13 protein-coding genes are annotated in these 19,073 nt (G+C 52.4%); 4 read left to right on the top strand and 9 right to left on the bottom strand.

The window, feature by feature from the left end; genetic code table 11:
• Positions 1-31: 31 nt before the first annotated feature.
• The 3 genes from ACR0KS_RS10325 to ACR0KS_RS10315 form a co-directional block, all read right to left on the bottom strand.
• Complete coding sequence (locus ACR0KS_RS10325) at positions 32-853, bottom strand: hypothetical protein (protein WP_170486462.1); 822 nt, start codon at positions 851-853, stop codon at positions 32-34.
• 287 nt (positions 854-1,140) lie between these two features.
• A complete protein-coding gene (locus tag ACR0KS_RS10320; protein WP_170486461.1) occupies positions 1,141-2,241 on the bottom strand; it encodes an alpha/beta hydrolase in 1,101 nt (366 codons plus the stop codon).
• A gap of 94 nt (positions 2,242-2,335) precedes the next feature.
• The gene (locus ACR0KS_RS10315) at positions 2,336-3,352 is read right to left on the bottom strand and encodes an AraC family transcriptional regulator (RefSeq protein ID WP_170563887.1); all 1,017 of its coding nucleotides are present in this window, start codon (positions 3,350-3,352) and stop codon (positions 2,336-2,338) included.
• 572 nt (positions 3,353-3,924) lie between these two features.
• Here ACR0KS_RS10315 and ACR0KS_RS10310 point away from each other — a divergent pair.
• Complete coding sequence (locus ACR0KS_RS10310) at positions 3,925-5,220, top strand: MFS transporter (protein ID WP_170486459.1); 1,296 nt, start codon at positions 3,925-3,927, stop codon at positions 5,218-5,220.
• Between the two features lie 201 nt (positions 5,221-5,421).
• The gene (locus ACR0KS_RS10305) at positions 5,422-5,916 is read left to right on the top strand and encodes a hypothetical protein (RefSeq protein ID WP_170486458.1); all 495 of its coding nucleotides are present in this window, start codon (positions 5,422-5,424) and stop codon (positions 5,914-5,916) included.
• Positions 5,917-6,049: 133 nt separating this feature from the next.
• On the opposite strand, the gene ACR0KS_RS10300 is transcribed toward ACR0KS_RS10305, so the two are convergent.
• The 6 genes from ACR0KS_RS10300 to ACR0KS_RS10275 all read right to left on the bottom strand — a co-directional run bounded on the left by ACR0KS_RS10300 (position 6,050) and on the right by ACR0KS_RS10275 (position 14,181).
• The gene (locus ACR0KS_RS10300; RefSeq protein ID WP_170486457.1) at positions 6,050-7,837 is read right to left on the bottom strand and encodes an SLC13 family permease; all 1,788 of its coding nucleotides are present in this window, start codon (positions 7,835-7,837) and stop codon (positions 6,050-6,052) included.
• Positions 7,838-7,963: 126 nt separating this feature from the next.
• On the bottom strand, positions 7,964-8,791 hold the full coding sequence (locus tag ACR0KS_RS10295) for a class II glutamine amidotransferase (RefSeq protein ID WP_170486456.1): 828 nt from the start codon (positions 8,789-8,791) through the stop codon (positions 7,964-7,966).
• The gene (locus tag ACR0KS_RS10290; RefSeq protein WP_170563884.1) at positions 8,791-10,035 is read right to left on the bottom strand and encodes a glutamate dehydrogenase; all 1,245 of its coding nucleotides are present in this window, start codon (positions 10,033-10,035) and stop codon (positions 8,791-8,793) included. Before ACR0KS_RS10290 ends, ACR0KS_RS10295 begins: the two co-directional genes overlap by 1 nt.
• 37 nt (positions 10,036-10,072) lie before the next feature.
• Complete coding sequence (locus ACR0KS_RS10285) at positions 10,073-10,483, bottom strand: hypothetical protein (protein ID WP_170486454.1); 411 nt, start codon at positions 10,481-10,483, stop codon at positions 10,073-10,075.
• Positions 10,484-10,505: 22 nt separating this feature from the next.
• Entirely contained in the window at positions 10,506-12,200 is a 1,695-nt protein-coding gene (locus tag ACR0KS_RS10280; protein WP_170486453.1) for an FAD-dependent oxidoreductase, read from the bottom strand.
• A 415-nt stretch (positions 12,201-12,615) separates the two neighbouring features.
• Positions 12,616-14,181, bottom strand: a complete 1,566-nt coding sequence (locus ACR0KS_RS10275; RefSeq protein ID WP_170563881.1) for an inorganic phosphate transporter — start codon at positions 14,179-14,181, stop codon at positions 12,616-12,618.
• 460 nt (positions 14,182-14,641) lie between these two features.
• Here ACR0KS_RS10275 and ACR0KS_RS10270 point away from each other — a divergent pair, with 460 nt between their 5' ends.
• Together ACR0KS_RS10270 and ACR0KS_RS10265 are read left to right on the top strand one after the other, a co-directional pair.
• The gene (locus tag ACR0KS_RS10270) at positions 14,642-15,757 is read left to right on the top strand and encodes an efflux RND transporter periplasmic adaptor subunit (protein ID WP_170486597.1); all 1,116 of its coding nucleotides are present in this window, start codon (positions 14,642-14,644) and stop codon (positions 15,755-15,757) included.
• Complete coding sequence (locus ACR0KS_RS10265; protein WP_170563878.1) at positions 15,754-18,909, top strand: efflux RND transporter permease subunit; 3,156 nt, start codon at positions 15,754-15,756, stop codon at positions 18,907-18,909. Before ACR0KS_RS10270 ends, ACR0KS_RS10265 begins: the two co-directional genes overlap by 4 nt.
• Positions 18,910-19,073: the final 164 nt, after the last annotated feature.

The raw sequence follows: 19,073 nt of genomic DNA, 5'->3' as shown, positions 1-19,073 counted from the left end.
TAGGAAATTTGAGTAGTGAAGGAACCAGAGTTCAAAAGATGTATTTGATCCCGCCCTCAAAGTTCCAATCCAGTGGTTCGTCCGGTCCCAAGCCAACCCCAGGGCGACCATAAAGAGTCACCCCAGTTTTCCACGTGTACCCAACCTCCGCGTCGAATACACCGCCTTGGAGATCGTTTTCCCAATCGACAATGTATTGGGGGTTGAGAAGCATGTAGAGCTGCTGCTCAGGCCATTGTTTTAGGAAAAAGATATCGAACCTTGTCTCATTCACATCGTCTCCAACATTCGATCCCACGTTGAAAGCGTGTTGTATGCCAGGAAAAAGCCCTGAACTCTCAATGCCGAACGGATTGAAAAACGCATAAAAAAGCTGCGGGCCTAAAACGACGTCATCGTCGCCCAGAATATCTTCTGACGCGGTGGGCAACCAGACTTCCAACCCGTACGCGAAGGCTTGCCGCGTTTCAGGATTAAGGTAAGGAACAGTCAAAACTCGAAAATTGATATCGCCAAGTCCGGCTTCATCAAAAAAGAAGCCGGGACCGGAGACATCGACTGATCTATGAGGTATTTTTATCCGAAACTGCCATTTACCTTTGGCGAACGGCGTCCGGTATTCAAATGTAGTAACGTTTCCAGTGTTCCCACCTCCCAGATCCTGATATTCGTGATAGAGGCGGATGTCTTGCTGGAAATTGATCGGATTGGTTCCAGTCTTGTCATCCTTGGAACGGAATTTGTCGGCAGACGCCTGCTCAGCATCTGCACCTTCTTGCGCCAGCGCCGGGTCTATTGGTTGCAATGCGAAAAGGCAGATTGATAGGACTAATGGAACGAAACTACGCTTCATTTTTAACTCCGTATTCTGATGGCATCCAGCGCCTGGCTGACGAAGCTATTAGGAGCGCGTCATTGCATTTTTTGTACCATTCAGCGAGTTGGGAAGTCGTTGCCATTTAACGACAAAATTGCCTGCACCTCCAATGCTGCTCACATAAATGAACTTGTTGCAGCGCGAAAGTTGAAGCTACCCCAACTACCGCTTTTGGCTATCGCTAGAAAAAATGCGCACCAATACTGCAGACGTGGACATGTGAAATCTAGCGAACCTACCTGTTGAACTGAACTAAATTGGCATTATCGCCGCGGGTCTTGGATCAGAAGCGAAGGAAGGCTCACAGTCTCGCCGCCAGCGACCTCTCCCAGAGAGTTTGTGTCCTGTAAACCTCGGCCAATAAGCTGCACAATTTGAGGGGACTCCGCAAATTTTCCATGACTTTTGGTTCCAACGTCATCTACTTCGCTAAGGTCAATTACTGAAACCCCAAGACCTTCCAATTGTTCGAGATTTGCGTGCCCAAGCCGCGTTTGTCGTCCAGCTATCAGGCTTGAAAATTTTAACGCGAAGTCGGCTTTCGACGTGAGGATGTAGATGTCGTCGACAACCTCTGGGATCAGCGTAAGCTGTGCTCGAAACAGATCCAGGTCGATATCCGGTGAGGCGAGAATAACATTTTTCAGTCTATTTTTGCGATCGAATTGGCCAGTTGTAGCCGCATAAACGATGCCTTCCATTATTGCGAAGCTGCCCATGGACCATGCTAGAACATCAACCCTTTTGGCATCACTACGGGTCAACAAATTTGCTACGGAAACCATTTGAACCCTGGATTGAAGCGCACTGTTAAGGTCGTAAACATATCGGGTAACGCTGGCATATGATGCCCATGAAAACAGTACAGGAACGCCTTCGAAGCCGGAGTCTTCAACGAATTGAGTTAACCTAAGTGTCGCGTCACTCAGGGTCATATTATACCCATGGATGAAACCCAAAATAGTTCGATCCTCTGGCGGTCTTTTTGCCAGTTCTCGATTTATACTAGACAGAAACCCATCGTCGGTTTCGTAGACGACAGGTTCGACAACTGTGAAACTCCTACGCGGGTCCGGCGGATTGCTCTTTGATCTTTCGATCTTTGAAGTGGCGTGGCGAGGTGGCACGGTCACAATGACCGAGGAAAGGCCCAGCTGCTCGGATCGTTTGCGAGAATAGAATTCTGCTTCTACGCTACTTCGAGCTCTGGATGTCATGATAAAAACTTTATGGCTTTTGATGCCTGGCACGTCAGTTGAAGACACCTCTGGGTGTTCAACACCAATCAAATCCGGCGGACGTGAGCAGCCTTGCAAAACAAGGCAAACCATCAAGGAAAACAACACCTTCAGAAAAAAACTCACCAAAAAATATGCTCCCTATACGCCTGTGAAACCTCCGTAGTCGGCCGAGTTGGGTTCAACACACAGTCGCAAGCTGGACTTACGATAACCGTACCTAAGAAGCATACTCGGTTCTGAATTCGCTCGGTGTAACTTCGAAGACACGTGAAAACGCACGCGAGAAATGTGAAGTAGCGGAGTATCCAAGTTCGTTACTTATGATCGCTACTGTCGCGTCGGTTCCTCGCAAAAGCTCACAAGCTCGTTGCATTCGAACCCGCTCCAATAATTCTCGGAAGCCAATGCCGTATTCTTCAAGCCGGCGTTGCAAAGTTCGCGGTCCTATTGCCATCTTACAAGCGGTATCTTCCAGTCGGCTCTTTCCATCCGGCAAGTGTATCCTGATCAGGTGGGCGACAGAGCCAACAAAATCTAGGGGCAATTCCTGGCCCAAATAACGCAGGTCTTCGAGCGAAACCACTTTATCACAACTAGGCGGCGCAACGGTTTGTGCTCCATCAAACATATCTCGATCTAATGTGAACGCTAAGCTTTCTGAACAAAAATGAGCGGGTGCTTGGAATGCATCTTCGTAGTCTTGTGCCCAAGGCCCATTCGAGCATGCCAGTCTCACGCTACTTGGGTGCCAATCGGGGCCCAGATAGGTTTGAATAACGGCTTCAATGATACGCAGCGTCATATCACCCGCTTGCCGAAAACCTACAATGGATTGAAAGACGTTCTGATAGCCAATAATGCAGTCATTTTCAGAAAAACAAACTGATATTGCGCTACCACTTTCGTAGTAGGGTAAAGCGGCCTTGAACCTTGCCAACGCTCCTTTCAGCGTTGTGGCGCTAAGAACAAAATCCGCCATTTGACCGTATTCGTCTAAATCAACGTCTTCGGCGGCGACCAGACCGAAGGATCTTATACCCGTTATTTCGGAAGCGCTTCGATATAGCCCAATAATGTCTTTCATTGGTATAACGGCGTCACTGTCATCCAGTATTTCGCGAGGAACAGACTGACGCTCGAAGACTCGAACCAGCGCTTCTTCTCCGCCCAAATCTAAGATAAGCTCGGGAAGTCCATTTAAGTCGCTGACTCGTCCAAAGGTCATTTCATTCATAGTTAAATTTCATCGCTTCTAGAGCCCCATGTCAAATTGGCTTTGTTCAAGAGCTCTCGCTTTGGCTCCAGACAGCAAAGCCACCTCGTAGTGAGGGCAAACGCGTTTCCAAAACCATTGCAAGGCAAACTTGCGAATTTGATCAAGCCCTTGCTGGAAGTTTGTCGTGAAATGGTAACGCCGTTCTTCAGAAAAAAGGAGCAAGCAAAATTCAAACAGCATATCATTGGCTTATTGCCGAGACCTGCTCGTTTTGAAAAGGGGGCTAATCGCAAATTCGTTCAGGTCGTCCTCGTGTAACAGTCGTCGCTCTAGTCGGCAATTCTGGATGGTTTCCGGCTTTTTTAGAGGAGGTTCGATTGAGACGGCTGCGGCTGGGTTGGGCGTAGTTTATAAGAGCTGAGGCATTCTTCGCTCGACGATGAAATCCACCAATGTGTTTCGGCAATTGTTTGTATCCGTACCGCGACCGGATGTCGGTATTCAAATATTGTAGATACCTGAACCTGAACATTTTGGTCGATCTAATAAAGGCGGCGTCCGGACAGGACACATAAACCGGGAGATTGAAAGTGAACGCCCAAGTCCTGTCGTTACGTGCTCTATTTGTATCTGTTGGGGCAATTCAACTTGCCACCGCAGCGCTCGGAACACTTGTTCCTCTTCAAATCGCGGCGATCGGAGGAACACAGGAAGCCGCTTCTATTGTCGCTGCAGCTTATTCACTTGGCTTTATGATCGGTTGCTTCTACATTGCCAAGCCTCTCGCGCGGATAGGACACATCAGAGCGTTCGCAGCGGCAGCGGCCGTCTGCGCACTCTTCACACTATTTCTGTCGAGCACCCAGGAACCAGTCGTGATGGTAATGGTACGGTTCACTACTGGACTCGCAACGGCAGGTCTTTACGCGATTGGAGATGCTTGGATCAATGATACGGCTGGACCGAAAAACCGAGGACGTATACTTGCAGTCTACGCAACAGTTCTTGGCATTGTTTCTGTCCTAAGTCAGGGATTTGTAATTCGCCAATCAGGTGAGCTATCAGAAGCCTTTGTTTTCGTATCGATGTTCTACTGCATCGCGATCATCGTGCTTGCAACAACTCGGACCAACCCGGTCGACTCTGGGGGAAAAGCAAATGTCAGGCTTCGCGAAGTCTTCGGCGAGTCACCCACCGCCTTCGTCGGAGTTTTTGTGAACGGTCTCATTGTTACCGTTATGTTAACCGTTGTTCCATTTCGCGCCAGTGTGCTGGGACTCGATCCTTCGACAATCGCAATTGGAATTGGGCTGGCCTATGCAGGCCGAATTTTCTTCCAGTTTCCACTGGGCAGAGCCTCGGACCAAATGGATCGGCGGATAATAGTTGCCGTCGTCGCGGGCTTAACTGCCGCAATCCTGTTCCTGTTTGTCGTTTTGGGCAAGGGTGACGCAGCAGCTGCCAAGGGTAGCTACGGTGTAGGTTGGCAGCTCTTTGGGTTCGCTCTGGTTTTCCTGATGGGTGGCATGCTACTCCCTACTTATTCATTGCTAGTCGCGCATGGGATGGATCGGACTGTGCCTGTCTACGTCCCCTCTGCCGCAGTTACGCTACTCTTCGTCTGGACGCTCGGTGGAGTGACTGGCCCGATTCTGGCGGCAATCGTGAGCCAGTTGTTAGGCGACGGAAATTTATTTCTCATGTGCTTCGTGATTGCGTTCGCTTTCTCACTCTTCGTCGTTTGGCGAATGCAACGCCGCGATCGTGTGCCGCGGGCCGCTCAGGTTACGCATGTTCCCGGCACCGCAACAAGCGTCGAAATGAAACCAGAGCAGAAGCGAAAGCAGACTACTGATCCAACTCTAGGCGCAAAGGAGGAGGGATGAAACTCTGTAACTACGCTTGCCGCAGCTTTGTGAGCTTTGGCAGAGCATGTCTTATATTGTGTGATCCGACTACGCCCCGCTGCCTTTATGTGGCCCTCCGCCAGGCAACCGGAAGTGAGACCAGTGCAGGTCAATGCTTGAAAACGTTTTCCTAAAGCAAGTCACGTCAAATTCAGGAACTCGAAGTAGGAGGAGCAAAAAATGCAACGCAAAAAGAGCACTTTGGTGATGTCCTTCTCCAAAACACTATTTGCAGGATGGTTGATGTGCATACCCATCGCTCCTTCTTTCGCGCAGACTATAGATACCGAATGCCCAGAAAACCCCGTGAAATCAGGAACGTTCACATTGGATGGTCAAAAGCGAGGACTCTTCGTTGCATTCCGATGGGGAGAAGGCATCCTTACTCTTAACAATGGTCAGGAGTTTGAGTTTTCGGTACGTGGGTTGAAATTCGGAGAAACAGGATCCAGCACCGTGCAGATAATGGGCGATGTTTACGGACTTAATAACTTGGATGACTTTGTCGGGTACTATGAAGGAACAGCTGGAGGCTTCCTGCCACTTATTGATAAAAAAGACGTTCAGCTTGTAAACGCAAATTGCGTGACACTCGTTGCCAGGGTCGTGGAGTCTGGATTGCACTATTCTCTTGAAGCGGGCCAGAGCTTCTTTGTTGAGTTCACCAACGACTGAAACTTGCGTCGCTTCGAAACGAACGACGGATCGGCCCAGAGACTATTATGCCCCGCCCTAGAAACCGTCGCGTCGGTGAAACACAGGTCAGTCATAAACGTGCGAGCTAGACTGGCAAATTAGCTTGCCGGCCTCACAAAGGCCAGATCAATGGCACGAGTACAAGGCTGACGGCAAGAAAGAGCAGCATCAGCGGAAAACCGACCTTCGCATAGTCAAAAAAACGATATCCGCCCGGCGAAAAGACAAGGATATTTGTGGTCGTCCCAATAGGAGTCAGGAACGCTGTCGATGCGCTAATGGCGACAATCATCAGGAGCGGATGCGGCGATACGCCGAGACTGGTTGCCGCCTGAAGCACGATCGGGGATACCAAAACAGCGGTGGCGGTGTTGTTGATAACTTGGCTGAACGCGGTGGTCAGTATGAACACACCGGCCATGAGCGCCAGTGGAGACACTGTTCCCAACGTGGTCACCAGCCACTCGGCAATGAGCGCTGCACCGCCTGTGATTTCCAGGGCCTTACCCATCGGGATCATTGCTGCAATCAGAACAACGCTTGACCAGCTAATCGCTCTGTAGGCCTCGCGCGTGGTCAGGCAGCCGCCAAGGATAGTTGCAGCTGCGGCCATCAGCGCGGCAAGAACTGTTGGTACAAGGCCTGTAACCATGAGCACTACCATGCCAACCAGTGCCGCGATTGCCATACTGGCACGCGGACGCAAGCCAGAGACTTCTTTTGCCATCGCTTCTGGTGCACCGACGACCACGAAGTTTCTCCGTTCTGCCTTTAGCTCGCAAATGGCGTCCCAGCTGCCGCGCACCAGTAGAGAATCGCCCACCTCTAATGTCACAGGGTGTTCTTGGAGAGGTGCGCCTTGCCGAAGTACAGCCAGAATCTGTACCGCGTAACGCTCTCCAATCGTTCCGATTTGAACTGGCCGACCCAGGTAGTCAGACCTAGGGGTCAGAAGTACCTCGGCCAGTCCGATTTCTTTGGATGCGACCGTATCCGGTGTCTCGGCTGGCGGCACAAGCGCCAGACCTAAGTCCGTTGTAAGCTTGTCCACATTGTCAGCAGATGTGCGCAGGACGAGTACGTCGCCCTCGCGAAGCGGGTCGTTCAGCGCGAAAGGCCGCCCTTCAATCCGCAGAACCGGCGCGCCATAAGTCGGCCCGAGCGCGGCTTCGGTGGGTAACTTTCCTATCAAACTAGAGCCCGCCCGGATGCGCAGCCGGAACTGGTTTTCCTGAAGCGCATAGGCTTGGGTCAGCTCGGCAAGGTGGGCCGCGGCATCGATAGGGCGTTGCTCGTTAGATTGTACGGGCAACAGCCGGCGCCCAATCAGCACCATGTAGGCAACGGCTACGACCAACAGGGGACCACCCACAAGTGCGAACTCGAAAAAGTTAAAAGCGCGCAAGCCCTGGTCCTGAAGAGCTTGGGTGACGACGATGTTCGGCGGCGTACCGGTTAGGGTTAGCAAACCGCCCGTATTGGCAGCAAAAGCAAGTGGTATAAGGAATTTCGATGGCGTGGTATTGGCAGCCCAAGCTGCCGCGACAACTGCCGGCAAAAGCGTTGCAACCGTGCCTGTGTTGCTGATGAAGGCTGACAGAACCGCGGTACCGATCATCACGACGACAAGCAGCCGGGAGGTAGAGCCGTGGGCGACAGCGATCAGCTTTTCACCTCCCCATCCGGTGACGCCGGTTTTGGACAACGCTTCGCTCACTACAAACAGGGCCGCAATCATCACAACCGTCGAATTGCCGAATCCGGCGAGCGCGTCTCTTGTTTCTATCACGCCAAACAGTGCCAGGGAGAGTAGCGACAGAACAGCAACAAGATCGGGTGCCCAACGTCCCCATACGAACAGCACAATAGTGATGCCGAGAATGGCGAAGGTGAGTATCATTCTTTTCCTTTCATTGACTTGTTACCGCCGTTTGACGGACATCGGTTGGCTCGCCAAATCGGGGCTGATCGGTGACTACAAGCCGGCCCTACGACTGCAGAACTCTGACTGTGTCTCGGAGCAACATCATCGACACGGCTCAAATGAGCGAGGTGAAATGTATGTACCTTGAACGATACAGCAACTCGACTCTTCGATCTCGTTCCAGACTCCAGTAAACTCTGTGAGCGGCTCCGATACGATCATGCGCGAAGATTCAGATACTTCCTCAAGGCGCGGGTTGTCCGGATACAAAATTCGGAGTGTCTCAACGTCTGTCGTATGGAATAGCGATGGTGCATCGCCACCAGAAGCATAACGAAATGCCCATAATCGTTCGCCATCTGAAACTGCGAGACTCATCTTAAGTGGGTTTTCAACACCGTTTCGTTCGGCGATCTGCTCTACGATGCCAGCCATACGCTCTACCGCTGCTATAGGGTTTTCGGTTAAGCCCATAGTCAAGGCCAGGTAGAACATAACCTCTGAGTCCGTTGATCCCTGAATGTTGTTAAAGAGCTTCGGATCTACTTCTATGACTAGATCACGGTGCATTCGTTCGAAATCACGTATCACGCCGTTGTGCATCCAGAGCCAACGACCGTGCCGGAAAGGGTGGCAATTTGTCTGCTGTATAGGCGTCCCGGTCGAGGCGCGGATATGCGCAAAGAACGCATGGGACGTAACATGCGTAGCTAATTCGCGAAGATTCTGATCGTTCCAAGCCGGAGCGGTGGATCGGTATAGCCCAGGACCACCGATGTCGTTGTACCAGCCCAATCCGAAACCGTCGCCGTTGGTGGTCAAAACACCCATGCGCGCGTTCAGGCTTTGGTCGATAAGTGAATGCCCAGGCTGAAGCAGGAAGGTTTCGATCGGAACTGGCGATCCAATGTAGGCGAACCAGCGGCACATCAGAACGGAAGTTCCGTTTCAATATGGACCCGTGACAGCGCAGCTCGCCCAACTCGTCGAATTGCGAGTACGAATGCCGCAGTCCGCAGGTCGATATTGTATTCATCCGCAGTCTCGCGCACGGCTTGGTAAGCAAGCTTCATCTTCTTATCCAGTTCCAGGTTCACGCGTTCTTCATCCCAGCGGAACTGCTGGATGTTCTGGGCCCATTCAAAGTAGCTCACCGTCACTCCGCCGGCGTTTGCAAGGATGTCCGGCACAATGAGCACACCGCGGTCCACCAGAGTCTTGTCGGCTTCCGGAGTTGTTGGTGCATTGGCACCTTCTACGATGATGCTGGCTTTAATGTCGTTTGCATTGCCCTCGTGGATTGCGTTTTCGAGTGCCGCTGGCACGAGAACGTCGACATCCCAAGTTATGACTTCTGACCCGTCAAATGCATCTCCGCCCGGAAACCCTTTGACACCGCGGTGTTTGGCAACCCACTCTGCCAAGTCAGTGACATTGAGCCCGTCCTCATTGGCGACGCCGCCGGTATGATCGGCCACTGCGACGATCTTTGCGCCCCGCTCAGCGATAAGTAGAGCGGCATTGCTACCCACGTTTCCGAAACCCTGTACTGCAACCGTCACATCGGAGAAGCCTTTGCCTTTCTCCTCGAGTGCGGAGGCGAGCACATCCATGACACCACGCCCAGTTGCTGCGGCACGGCCCTCTGAGCCAAAAAGATCCAGCGGCTTTCCCGTCACGATGGCCGGAGAAAACCCCGCGTACTTCGAATACTCGTGCATTATCCACCCCATTATCTCGGCATTGGTGTTCACGTCCGGGGCTGGAATGTCGGTAGTCGGTCCTATCACGTCCTTCATACGCTCTACAAAAACGGTAGTGATAGCGTGAAGGTCTTTTTTTGAAAGTTCATGCGGGTCACAATTAATACCACCTTTGGCGCCGCCGAATGGAACGTCGACAACGGCAGTCTTCCAAGTCATTAAATTAGCCAGCGCACCGGCATGATCCTCATCCATCTCGGGATGAAATCGCAGACCACCTTTCATCGGACCACGGGCTGTGTTGTGCTGTACGCGGTATCCCTCGTAACTGTGCAACTCGCCATCCGTACCTTCGATTGCGATGTCGACCTTTACCGACCGGTACGGTGTCAGGAGAATAGTACGAACCTTCTCCGGAAGACCGAGCACATCGGCCGCCTTGTTGAAATAGAAGTGGCTTTCGGCAAGCATGTTCTTTCTCCTCCATGAAAGCATCGCGATCCGACCGCTACTCTGGCGGATCGTCAGCCGGGGTATTAAAAATTCGGGCAATACGCGATGCAGGGCCGCGTACGAGCAGGTACGGCAGGAAGCCAATCACAAAAGCAACTACCAGCGCCTCACCCGGGTAAAGCGCCTGCAAAAACCAGAGCTGGTATGCGACATCAATAAGCAACGCAACAATCATGACACGTGCAGTCGCAATGAATCCACCACGCCATGCCTCGCGCCGATGGCTGGTCTTCAGCGAAAGTGCTAATCCGTACGGCTGTGCGCCGCTACGAGCGTCCCGAAGTCCATCTCGAACCCCTAGCACCGCGGCTGCAATTGGTTGCAAAACAATGCGAAACGCTAGTGGACCCTCCGGGCGCTCGAAAAGGTTCTCAATTCCCCGCTGTGCCGCTTCCTCAAGACTCATCGCCCAATAAACCTATCTTTGCCTACGCATCCAAAACGCCATTTTGGAAATGCGAGAGCATACCTCCAGACACCACGCTGGCCTTAAGGCCCATTTGCAGAAGCATACGAGTGGCGTAGTAAGCCCTCTGACCAGACCGACATACCACCAGGATCTCCCGATCTTTTGGCAACTCGTCCACTCGGCCTCTCAGTTGCCCGAGCGGAATGTGCTTAACGCCTTCCACGCACTCGACCGCCAATTCGGGCAATTCTCGAACGTCAAGTAGAAACCCTTCCTCCGCGTTGTCCCAGTGGCGAATTGGCATGTCGCCACTCAGGACGTCAGCCGCCACCATTCCCGCGAAGTTGACTGGGTCCTTTGCGCTTCCATATGGCGGGGCGTAGCAGAGCTCGGCCTCGGCCAGATCATCAATCGTAGCGCCCATCTGCAGCGCAAAGGCCAGCGTACTGATACGCTTGTCCACACCGTCAAGCCCCAGCGCTTGAGCGCCAAGCAGTTTCCGGTTGGATTTGCGAAACAGTACTTTCATCGCGATCGGACGAGCACCTGGGTAGTAACCGGCGTGCGAGTTGGGGTAGATATAGATCTTCTCGTAATCATCGTCCCCCCGTCGCTTCAGGGCCTTTTCGCTCTGCCCTGTCCAAGCTGCAGTACCGTCAAAGAGACCAATCACAGAAGTTCCCTGCGTTCCCCGAAATCGCGCATCGCGTCCTGCGATTACGTCCGCAGCGATGCGTCCCTGGCGGTTGGCTGGTCCAGCGAGCGCGATGAGGCTCCATTCCCCGGTAACAAAATCTCTGACCTCCACGGCGTCGCCCACAGCAAGGATGTCGGGATCCGATGTGACCATCCGGTCGTCTGTTCTTATACCTCCGCGCTCACCAATATCGACGCCAGCGGACTTGGCCAGCATAGTATCGGGCTTGACCCCTAGAGACACGATGACGATGTCGGCAGAGTACACCGAACCGGACTGGGTAGTGACATCAAGACCGCCATGTTGCGCTGGCGAGAAGCTTGCCACGCCATCTCCTAGCACAAGTCGAACACCGTGGCGCTCAAGGTGTTTTTCAGCGATCAGCGCCATCTCGCGGTCGAGCGGCATGAGAATCTGATCGGCCATTTCGACAACAGTCACGTCTAAGTCGCGGTGAACGAGATTTTCAGCCGTTTCCAGTCCGATGAAGCCTCCTCCGACAACGACCGCCCGAGTCTTCGGGCGTGCGGTCTGAAAACCAGAATATTTGTGCATACCTGAAAGGAAGGGCGAGCCCTTTTCGATCCATTGTCGAATAACCCGTGTATCCGGAACCGTCCTTACCTCGAAGATACCAGGCAAATCGATCCCCGGGATCGGCGGCCTTACGGATTTGGCACCCGGAGAAAGCACAAGCTTATCGTAAGAAACCGTGGTTACGTCACCCATCGTGAGATCACGAAGATCGACGGTCTTTGCAGCGGCGTCTACTGAAATAGCCTCGCAATTCACGCGTGCGTCGATATTAAATTGCTCCCGAAACAGCTCTGCGCTCGCGACCAGCAATTCAGCCTCGTCCTGGATAACCCCGCCGACGTGGTAGGGCAGGCCGCAATTCGCGTAGGACATGTAAGGCCCGCGTTCGACCAGGATGATCTCGGCATTTTCATCAAGCCTCCTGAGCCTTGCTGCACAAGATGCTCCGCCTGCGACTCCACCAATGATAGCAACTTTCATAGAACCTCTCCCTATCGAGTGTGTCCTGGCGCGGCACGAACCTGTTGAGGATATTCAAACCGGCAAAATTGGGTATTGATTCAGATCATGGATGGCACACGCTAATAGCTCCTTGCGTGGACGCGATATGGTTATTTGAGCAAGTCATTCCAAAGACGATTTCGTGTCCAAAGTCGCCACGACTTATCTGAATGGATATTGACGCGATGGTTGGATCCAAGACCTTTGCTAAAGCTTGACGGCAACAATTTAGAATGCAGAAGCATCGAGCTTGAGCGATCGCCAATTTAGGGGCGGTAAATTGCTTCGGAAACCTACTTAAGAAGCTATTTCGACAATCGCCGTGTCTACTGCTTTGTACATCCGATGATTTTCGTATTCGCGCCGCGGCACGTTTAAAGTCATGTCCGGCCATCTAAGGCAGCAACATTCCGCGGATCATGAAAAAGAACATGGCTGCAAGAGTGCCTGCCAAAGGGACCGTTATAACCCACGCAGCTGCAATTCGGAGCAATAGGTTTCGCTTGACCAATTCGATCCGATGCACCCTGCCGAGAGCTTTTCGTTCTTTCTTAGCCAAAACACGGTCGGATGAAGCCTGTGCCTTCATATCACGCAATATCTCGCCCTTAGTCGTGACGTCAGCAGCTTCAAATCTCTCGAGGAATGCTTCAACCGCTTCTGGGTCATGGTCCGCGTGGTGCTCTCTAATTTCGTCCAACATGCGGGCGTAGCTGGACTTGATGTATTCGCGCAAGAATCCGACACCGAATACACCCCCCACAGCGATATGGGTGGAACTGACTGGTAACCCCAGCTGCGAGGCGACAATAACCGTAATCGCCGCCGCCATCGCGATGCAATATGCGCGCATTTTATCAAGTTCGGTGATCTCGCTTCCTACGGTTCGGATCAATTTGGGTCCATAAAGCGCGAGACCGAGAGAAATGCCTATGGCTCCAACCGCCATTACCCATATCGGGATAGAGGCTTTCGTGGCCACGGCACCGGCGGCGATCGCTTCGTTGATACCGGCGAGTGGGCCCACTGCATTAGCAACGTCATTGGCACCATGAGCAAAACTCAGGAGCGCTGCTGCGAAGATTAGCGGAACGGTGAAGAGATCGTTCACGCTTGATTTTTTGTTTTCCAGACGCTTTGTCGTGTTTGCGACATACGGACGAATAAGAAAGTAAACGACGATCGCAAGCAACAGGCCAATCACCAGCGCTGTGGGGAAGTCAACCTTCACCAACTTCTTCACACCTTTGAGCATAAGATACGTGCCGAAGGCCCACGCCATAACGGCAACAAGGAATGGCACCATTCGGTTGGCTGCAGTCAATACATCCGATTTATAGGTTATTGTGCGCTTGATGATGTAAAGGAAAGTTGCCGCAATAACTCCTCCAAGGACGGGAGAAATTATCCAGCTCGCTGCGATCATCCCAACCTGATACCAGTCCGCTATGCTCCAACCGGCCGCAGCTATCCCAGCCCCAAGGACGCCACCGACGATTGAATGCGTTGTGGAAACCGGGGCACCGACAGCTGTGGCGAAGTTCAGCCACACCGCTGCTGCGAGCAGAGCCGCTGTCATCAGCCAGATGAATGTGTCTCGGTCCGCCACCAAGTCCGGATCGATTATGCCTTTTTTTATTGTGCCGACAACATCGCCCCCCGCAATCATGGCGCCGCCGGCTTCGAAGAAAGCCGCAATCAGGATAGCGCCGGTCAAAGTAATTGCCTGAGACCCGACGGCGGGGCCAACATTGTTCGCCACGTCGTTCGCGCCAATGTTCATAGCCATGTATCCACCGATCATTGCGGCGACGATCAAGAGCACTCCGTCTGTTCCGCCTTCCGATCTGGCCATTGCTACCAGCATGATGCCGACGATGAAGAGCAGAGCCGTTCCAAACCGGAAAAGTTCTTCGCGGTTTAGGCGAACTGCCTTTTCTACTCTTTCAGTTCTCAACATGTTTGGTCCATCGGTCTCATGTAGCACATCAGTTCAAAGTTTAGTGTCAGGCAAATTCGAACCAGTTTGAGCAAAGCCAGTAAACTCGCAATGCTCCGATGCGTGCTTGGGTAGAAACGGTTCCATCTATGGCAAACATTCGCACGAATTGTATCGATGCCACGATTTTGCAAAAAGTCTTTCGATTTTCGAAGTGATAGTAACAACCGATCGATACTCATTTTTGCCACGCGAGTGATCCCGGGCCTCGGTTTGAAACAAGTGAAAGGCAAACGTTTCATCATCGAATCAGGCTAAGAAAACCATCCTCCAACCTCAACCGATGTTCTTCTGACCAGCCTATGCTTGGGGTCGTTTTGTCGTGAAATGGTAGCTTCCAACAGCAAAAAACTACAGCGAGACAGGCCGTTAAGGCATATCATCCATTTTGGCTTATGGATTTCAGAAGACGGGAGGTCCTATGACGCGGATAGCTTTGGTCGCGGGAATAGTCACTGTTTCCAGCCTAGCCGGTTGCTGGGAAGAAGAAGTAGTAAATGTTGCGCCTGAGCCTAGGCCCGTCCTTGCAATGCAGGTCGGCGAGACGGATTTTCTTGGGCAAAGAAGTTTTCCCGGCCGAGCGCGCGCTTCTAGAGAAGTGTCTCTTGCGTTTAGGGTTCCCGGTACAATTAGCCAAAGGAAAGTGAGTATCGGGGACGAGGTTCAAGAAGGCGATGTAATAGCCGTTCTAAACCCTGAGCCTTTTCAAGCCGATGTTGCACGTCTCGAAGCCGACTTGGAGGCCGCGAGAGCCGACTTTTTTGCAAAAGACGAGCAGTTTAACCGCGTTTCGAAACTTGTTGAGAGTGGGACGTATAGTGCAGCGCGCGGAGATGTGTCGCGTGCCGAACGCGATACAGCTGCCGCACGGGTTAGTTCGGTGAGTTCCGCCTTGGAGCGCGCACGGATCGATCTATCTTATACTGTGCTAAAAGCACCATACGCAGGCCGAGTGGTCGCGGCTTACGCTGAAGACTTCGAGGAAATCGCAGCACAAAAGCCGATTATCCGCTTGCTCGATGCCTCTTACGTTGAAATGATTATCGACATTCCAGAAACCCAAATTGCGTTGGTGCCACTCGTTGAAGAGTTAATGGTTAGTTTCGACGCGTTTCCTGATGTTGAATTGGTCGCAGTGGTTTCAGAAATCGGTTCAGAAGCCTCTCAAACAACTCGCACATACCCGGTCACTATTGTCATGCAGCAAGCAGATCAGTCCACGATCCTGCCCGGCATGTCAGGCAGCGCCCGAGCGAGCAAGGTAACGGAACCAAACCGGGCATCCGGTGTTATTGTACCGGCTAGTTCCCTTCGACCGCTGCAGCCGGGGGGCGACCAAATGTCGGTATGGGTAATTAACGAGTATTCTGGCGAAGTAACTTTACGACCTGTCCAAGTTGGCCAGCTGCTTTCCACCGGAACAGAAGTCACGAGCGGGCTTTCTGACGGAGATTGGATCGTCACGGCAGGAACGCATAGCCTTAAGGAGAACCAAGTAGTCAAAATTTTGAACACCGCAGAAGGTGATGAGAAATGAGCTTGCAAAGAGCGGCGATTGACAACAGTACGGTCACTTGGTTCGCGGCGGCGCTCATATTAGTTGGCGGCGTCGCAGCATTTTTTTCATTGGGCCAACTCGAAGATCCAGAATTCACTATCAAAACTGCAGTAGTTTCGACCGTCTACCCAGGTGCTTCTCCACAAGAGGTTGAGCACGAAGTAACTGAAGTAATCGAACTCGAACTGCAAAAGTTAAAAGAGCTGGATTCTATTGAGAGTTTCTCGCGCGCAGGCCACTCGCGCATAAAGGTGAACATTAAGGCAAGCTACAGCACTGACGAACTACCGCAGATATGGGACAAAGTGCGTTCACGCACCAGCGAGGCTGCTCGGAGTCTTCCTCCCGGGGCTGGTGAGCCGATAGTCATTGATGATTTTGGGGATGTTTTTGGCCTTTTGCTGGCGTTGACGGGCGACGGCTTTTCACCCGCGCAACTAGAACGGTACGCCGACGACATTAAACGGGAGCTGAGTCTGGTAGATGGTGTCGCCCGCGTAGATCTCTGGGGAGTACGAGAACGGAGGGTGTATCTTGAAGTTTCGGCGAACCGCTTGAAAGACCTCGGCTTGTCGGACGTGACCATTGCACAATCAATAGCGAACCAGAATGCAGTGGTTGATGGAGGTCGGGTCTTTCTACCCAATCGCGCGCTACGCGTCGCCCCAACGGGAGAAATCGCAAGTGCCGCTGACATTGAGGATCTCATAATTCGCCCAAGTTCTATAGACGTGATCCGAAGAAGCGCTGCCTTTGGCGATCTAGTTGGATCTGGCGACGAAGTGCTGCGTCTTCGCGACATTGGGGATATTGTAGAAGGGTACCAAGATCCGCCTACTCAACTTCTGCGGTTTAACGGTCTTCCGGGTGTGGGGATCGCAATCACTAATCGCCCAGGCGAAAACGTAGTAGATGTTGGAAAACGTGTGGATGCGCGACTTGCTGAACTTCAGCAGGACTTACCCGTCGGACTTGAGGCGCAAAAGGTTCATTGGCAGTCAGACGATGTGGACGCCTCTGTCCAAGGTTTCTTTGTGAGCTTGTTTCAGGCAATAGCTATCGTCCTATTGGTGCTTACATTACCGATGGGTTGGCGTATGGGCGTAGTCATCGGGACCGCACTTGTTCTGACAGTTATGGCAACGTTCTTAATGATGAGCGTTTTGGGGATCAACCTTCAGCGGATGTCACTGGGCGCGCTGGTAGTCGCACTAGGAATGATGGTCGATAATGCGATTGTTGTAGCGGACGGCTACGCTGTTCGCGTCTCACAGGGCCAAAAGCCACGTGATGCAGCCATTGAAGCAGCCAGCAAGCCTTCTTTGCCCCTTCTTGGTGCAACTGTCATCGCGGTGATGGCATTCTATCCGATCTTTGCGTCCGAGGAGAATGCCGGCGAGTACTGTGCTACGTTGTTCTCCGTTGTGGCTGTATCGCTGCTTGCGTCGTGGGTTTTGTCAGTAACTGTTACACCACTTCAATGCATGACCATCCTGAAGACTACTGCAGACAGAAACGAGGGGAACCAATACGAGGGAAAGCTTTACAACCATTTCCGAAACGTGCTGCATCTTGCTATCCGGATGCGGTTTGCCACGATCTCACTCGCGGTATTGCTACTGATGTCGTCCTTGTCCTCCTTTGGGGCGGTAAACAAGCTATTCTTTCCCGACTCGGCAATGACCAAGTTTATGATTGACTACTGGATGCCTGAAGGCACCCGCATCGAAACGGTCGCTAGCGATATGAAAGAGATTGAGGCACAGCTACGATCGGATGAACGAGTAAAAGACGTTGCCTCTTTCATTGGTTCTGGTCCACCGAGGTTCTATCTGCCCGTTGAGCCTGAACCTGCTAATCCCGCCTATGGCCAGCTGGTGGTCAATGTTCATGATTTCCGGGAAATTGACTCGCTAATCTCTGACATTTCTCCGCTACTGGACAGCTTCTATCCGGATGCACTAATACCCATTCGTAAATTCACGGTAGGGCCAGGGGATACCTGGAAGTTCGAACTTCGAATTAGCGGACCGGGAAACGCGGATCCGAAAATCCTTCGTGAACTTGGCGAAGAGGTGCTAACAGTAGTTTCCGCCAGCCCGTTTGTTGGCCTCATGCAGACCGACTGGCGTCAACGCATGATCGAGGTGCAACCCGACTTCAACCAATCACGAGCAAGCTGGGCCGGTATCACACGTGACGATGTCGCGCGTGCGATCAAACGGACATACGAAGGTCAAGTGATTGGTCTTTTCCGTGACGATGACGACCTTGTGCCGATTGTGATGAGAAACGTGTATGAAGAGCGTGCTCAAACCGGCAATCTTGATTCGGTTGGTGTCAGTTCTTCAGCCGGTACAGTCCAGGTGCCCGTCCAACAAGTTGTGGACGGAATTGCGTTGAGGCCTCAGGAAGCGGTAATCGCCAGATACGACCGACGCCGTACACTGACTGTTCAGGCGACCCCAGCGCTCGGTTCAACTCTGCCGACGCTTTACGACGACGTCGTAATCGCATTAGAGGAGATCAAGTTGCCGCCTGGCTACCGAATTGAATGGGGTGGAGAACGGGAAAACAGCGTGAAAAGTCAGTCTTCGCTGGTTCCGGGTATTATCCCGGCAGTGGCAATCATGGTGTTCCTGATGGTCGCACTTTTCAACGATTTGCGGCCGCCAATCGTGATCTTGCTGACGATTCCCTTTGCGCTAATTGGCGTGATCTTCGGTCTGCTTGTTACCGGGGTACCATTCGGGTTTGTCGCATTGCTTGCAGCGATGAGCCTCGCGGGGATGATGGTGAAGAACGCGCTTGTCTTGATCGACGAGGTCGGAGCCGGAATCGAGCGTGGGCTGGACCGCTACGACGCCACTATTGAAGCGGCGGTGTCACGCCTTCGCCCCGTTGTACTGGCGGCGGCTACTACCGTTCTTGGCGTGGTGCCGTTGCTTCAAGATGTCTTTTGGGTTGGAATGTCGGTGGTCATCATGGCGGGCCTGTCTTTCGGGACCATTCTTACCATGATCCTTGTGCCGACTCTTTATGCCACAATTTACGGTTTGAAACGCCCATCATCAGAAGCGCCTTCGCGCCGCGCCTCGTCCAATCTAATGTCCAAAACCGTTGAGAATTGATAAAAAAGTTCACATGGATAGGTTCCGATCAATACAATTGTGGCTCCGCAAAGGTGTGAAAAGGTGCCTGGAAACCTTGGAGGATAGGGTGAGCCGCAAGCATTGGTTGATTTCCGGCGCAGCAAAATATGTTGCCGCATTTTTTAGAACAGTAATCGACCAGA

The organism is Ruegeria sp. BC7 (genome assembly GCF_056539165.1).
This window is presented reverse-complemented; position numbering and strand designations above follow the sequence as displayed.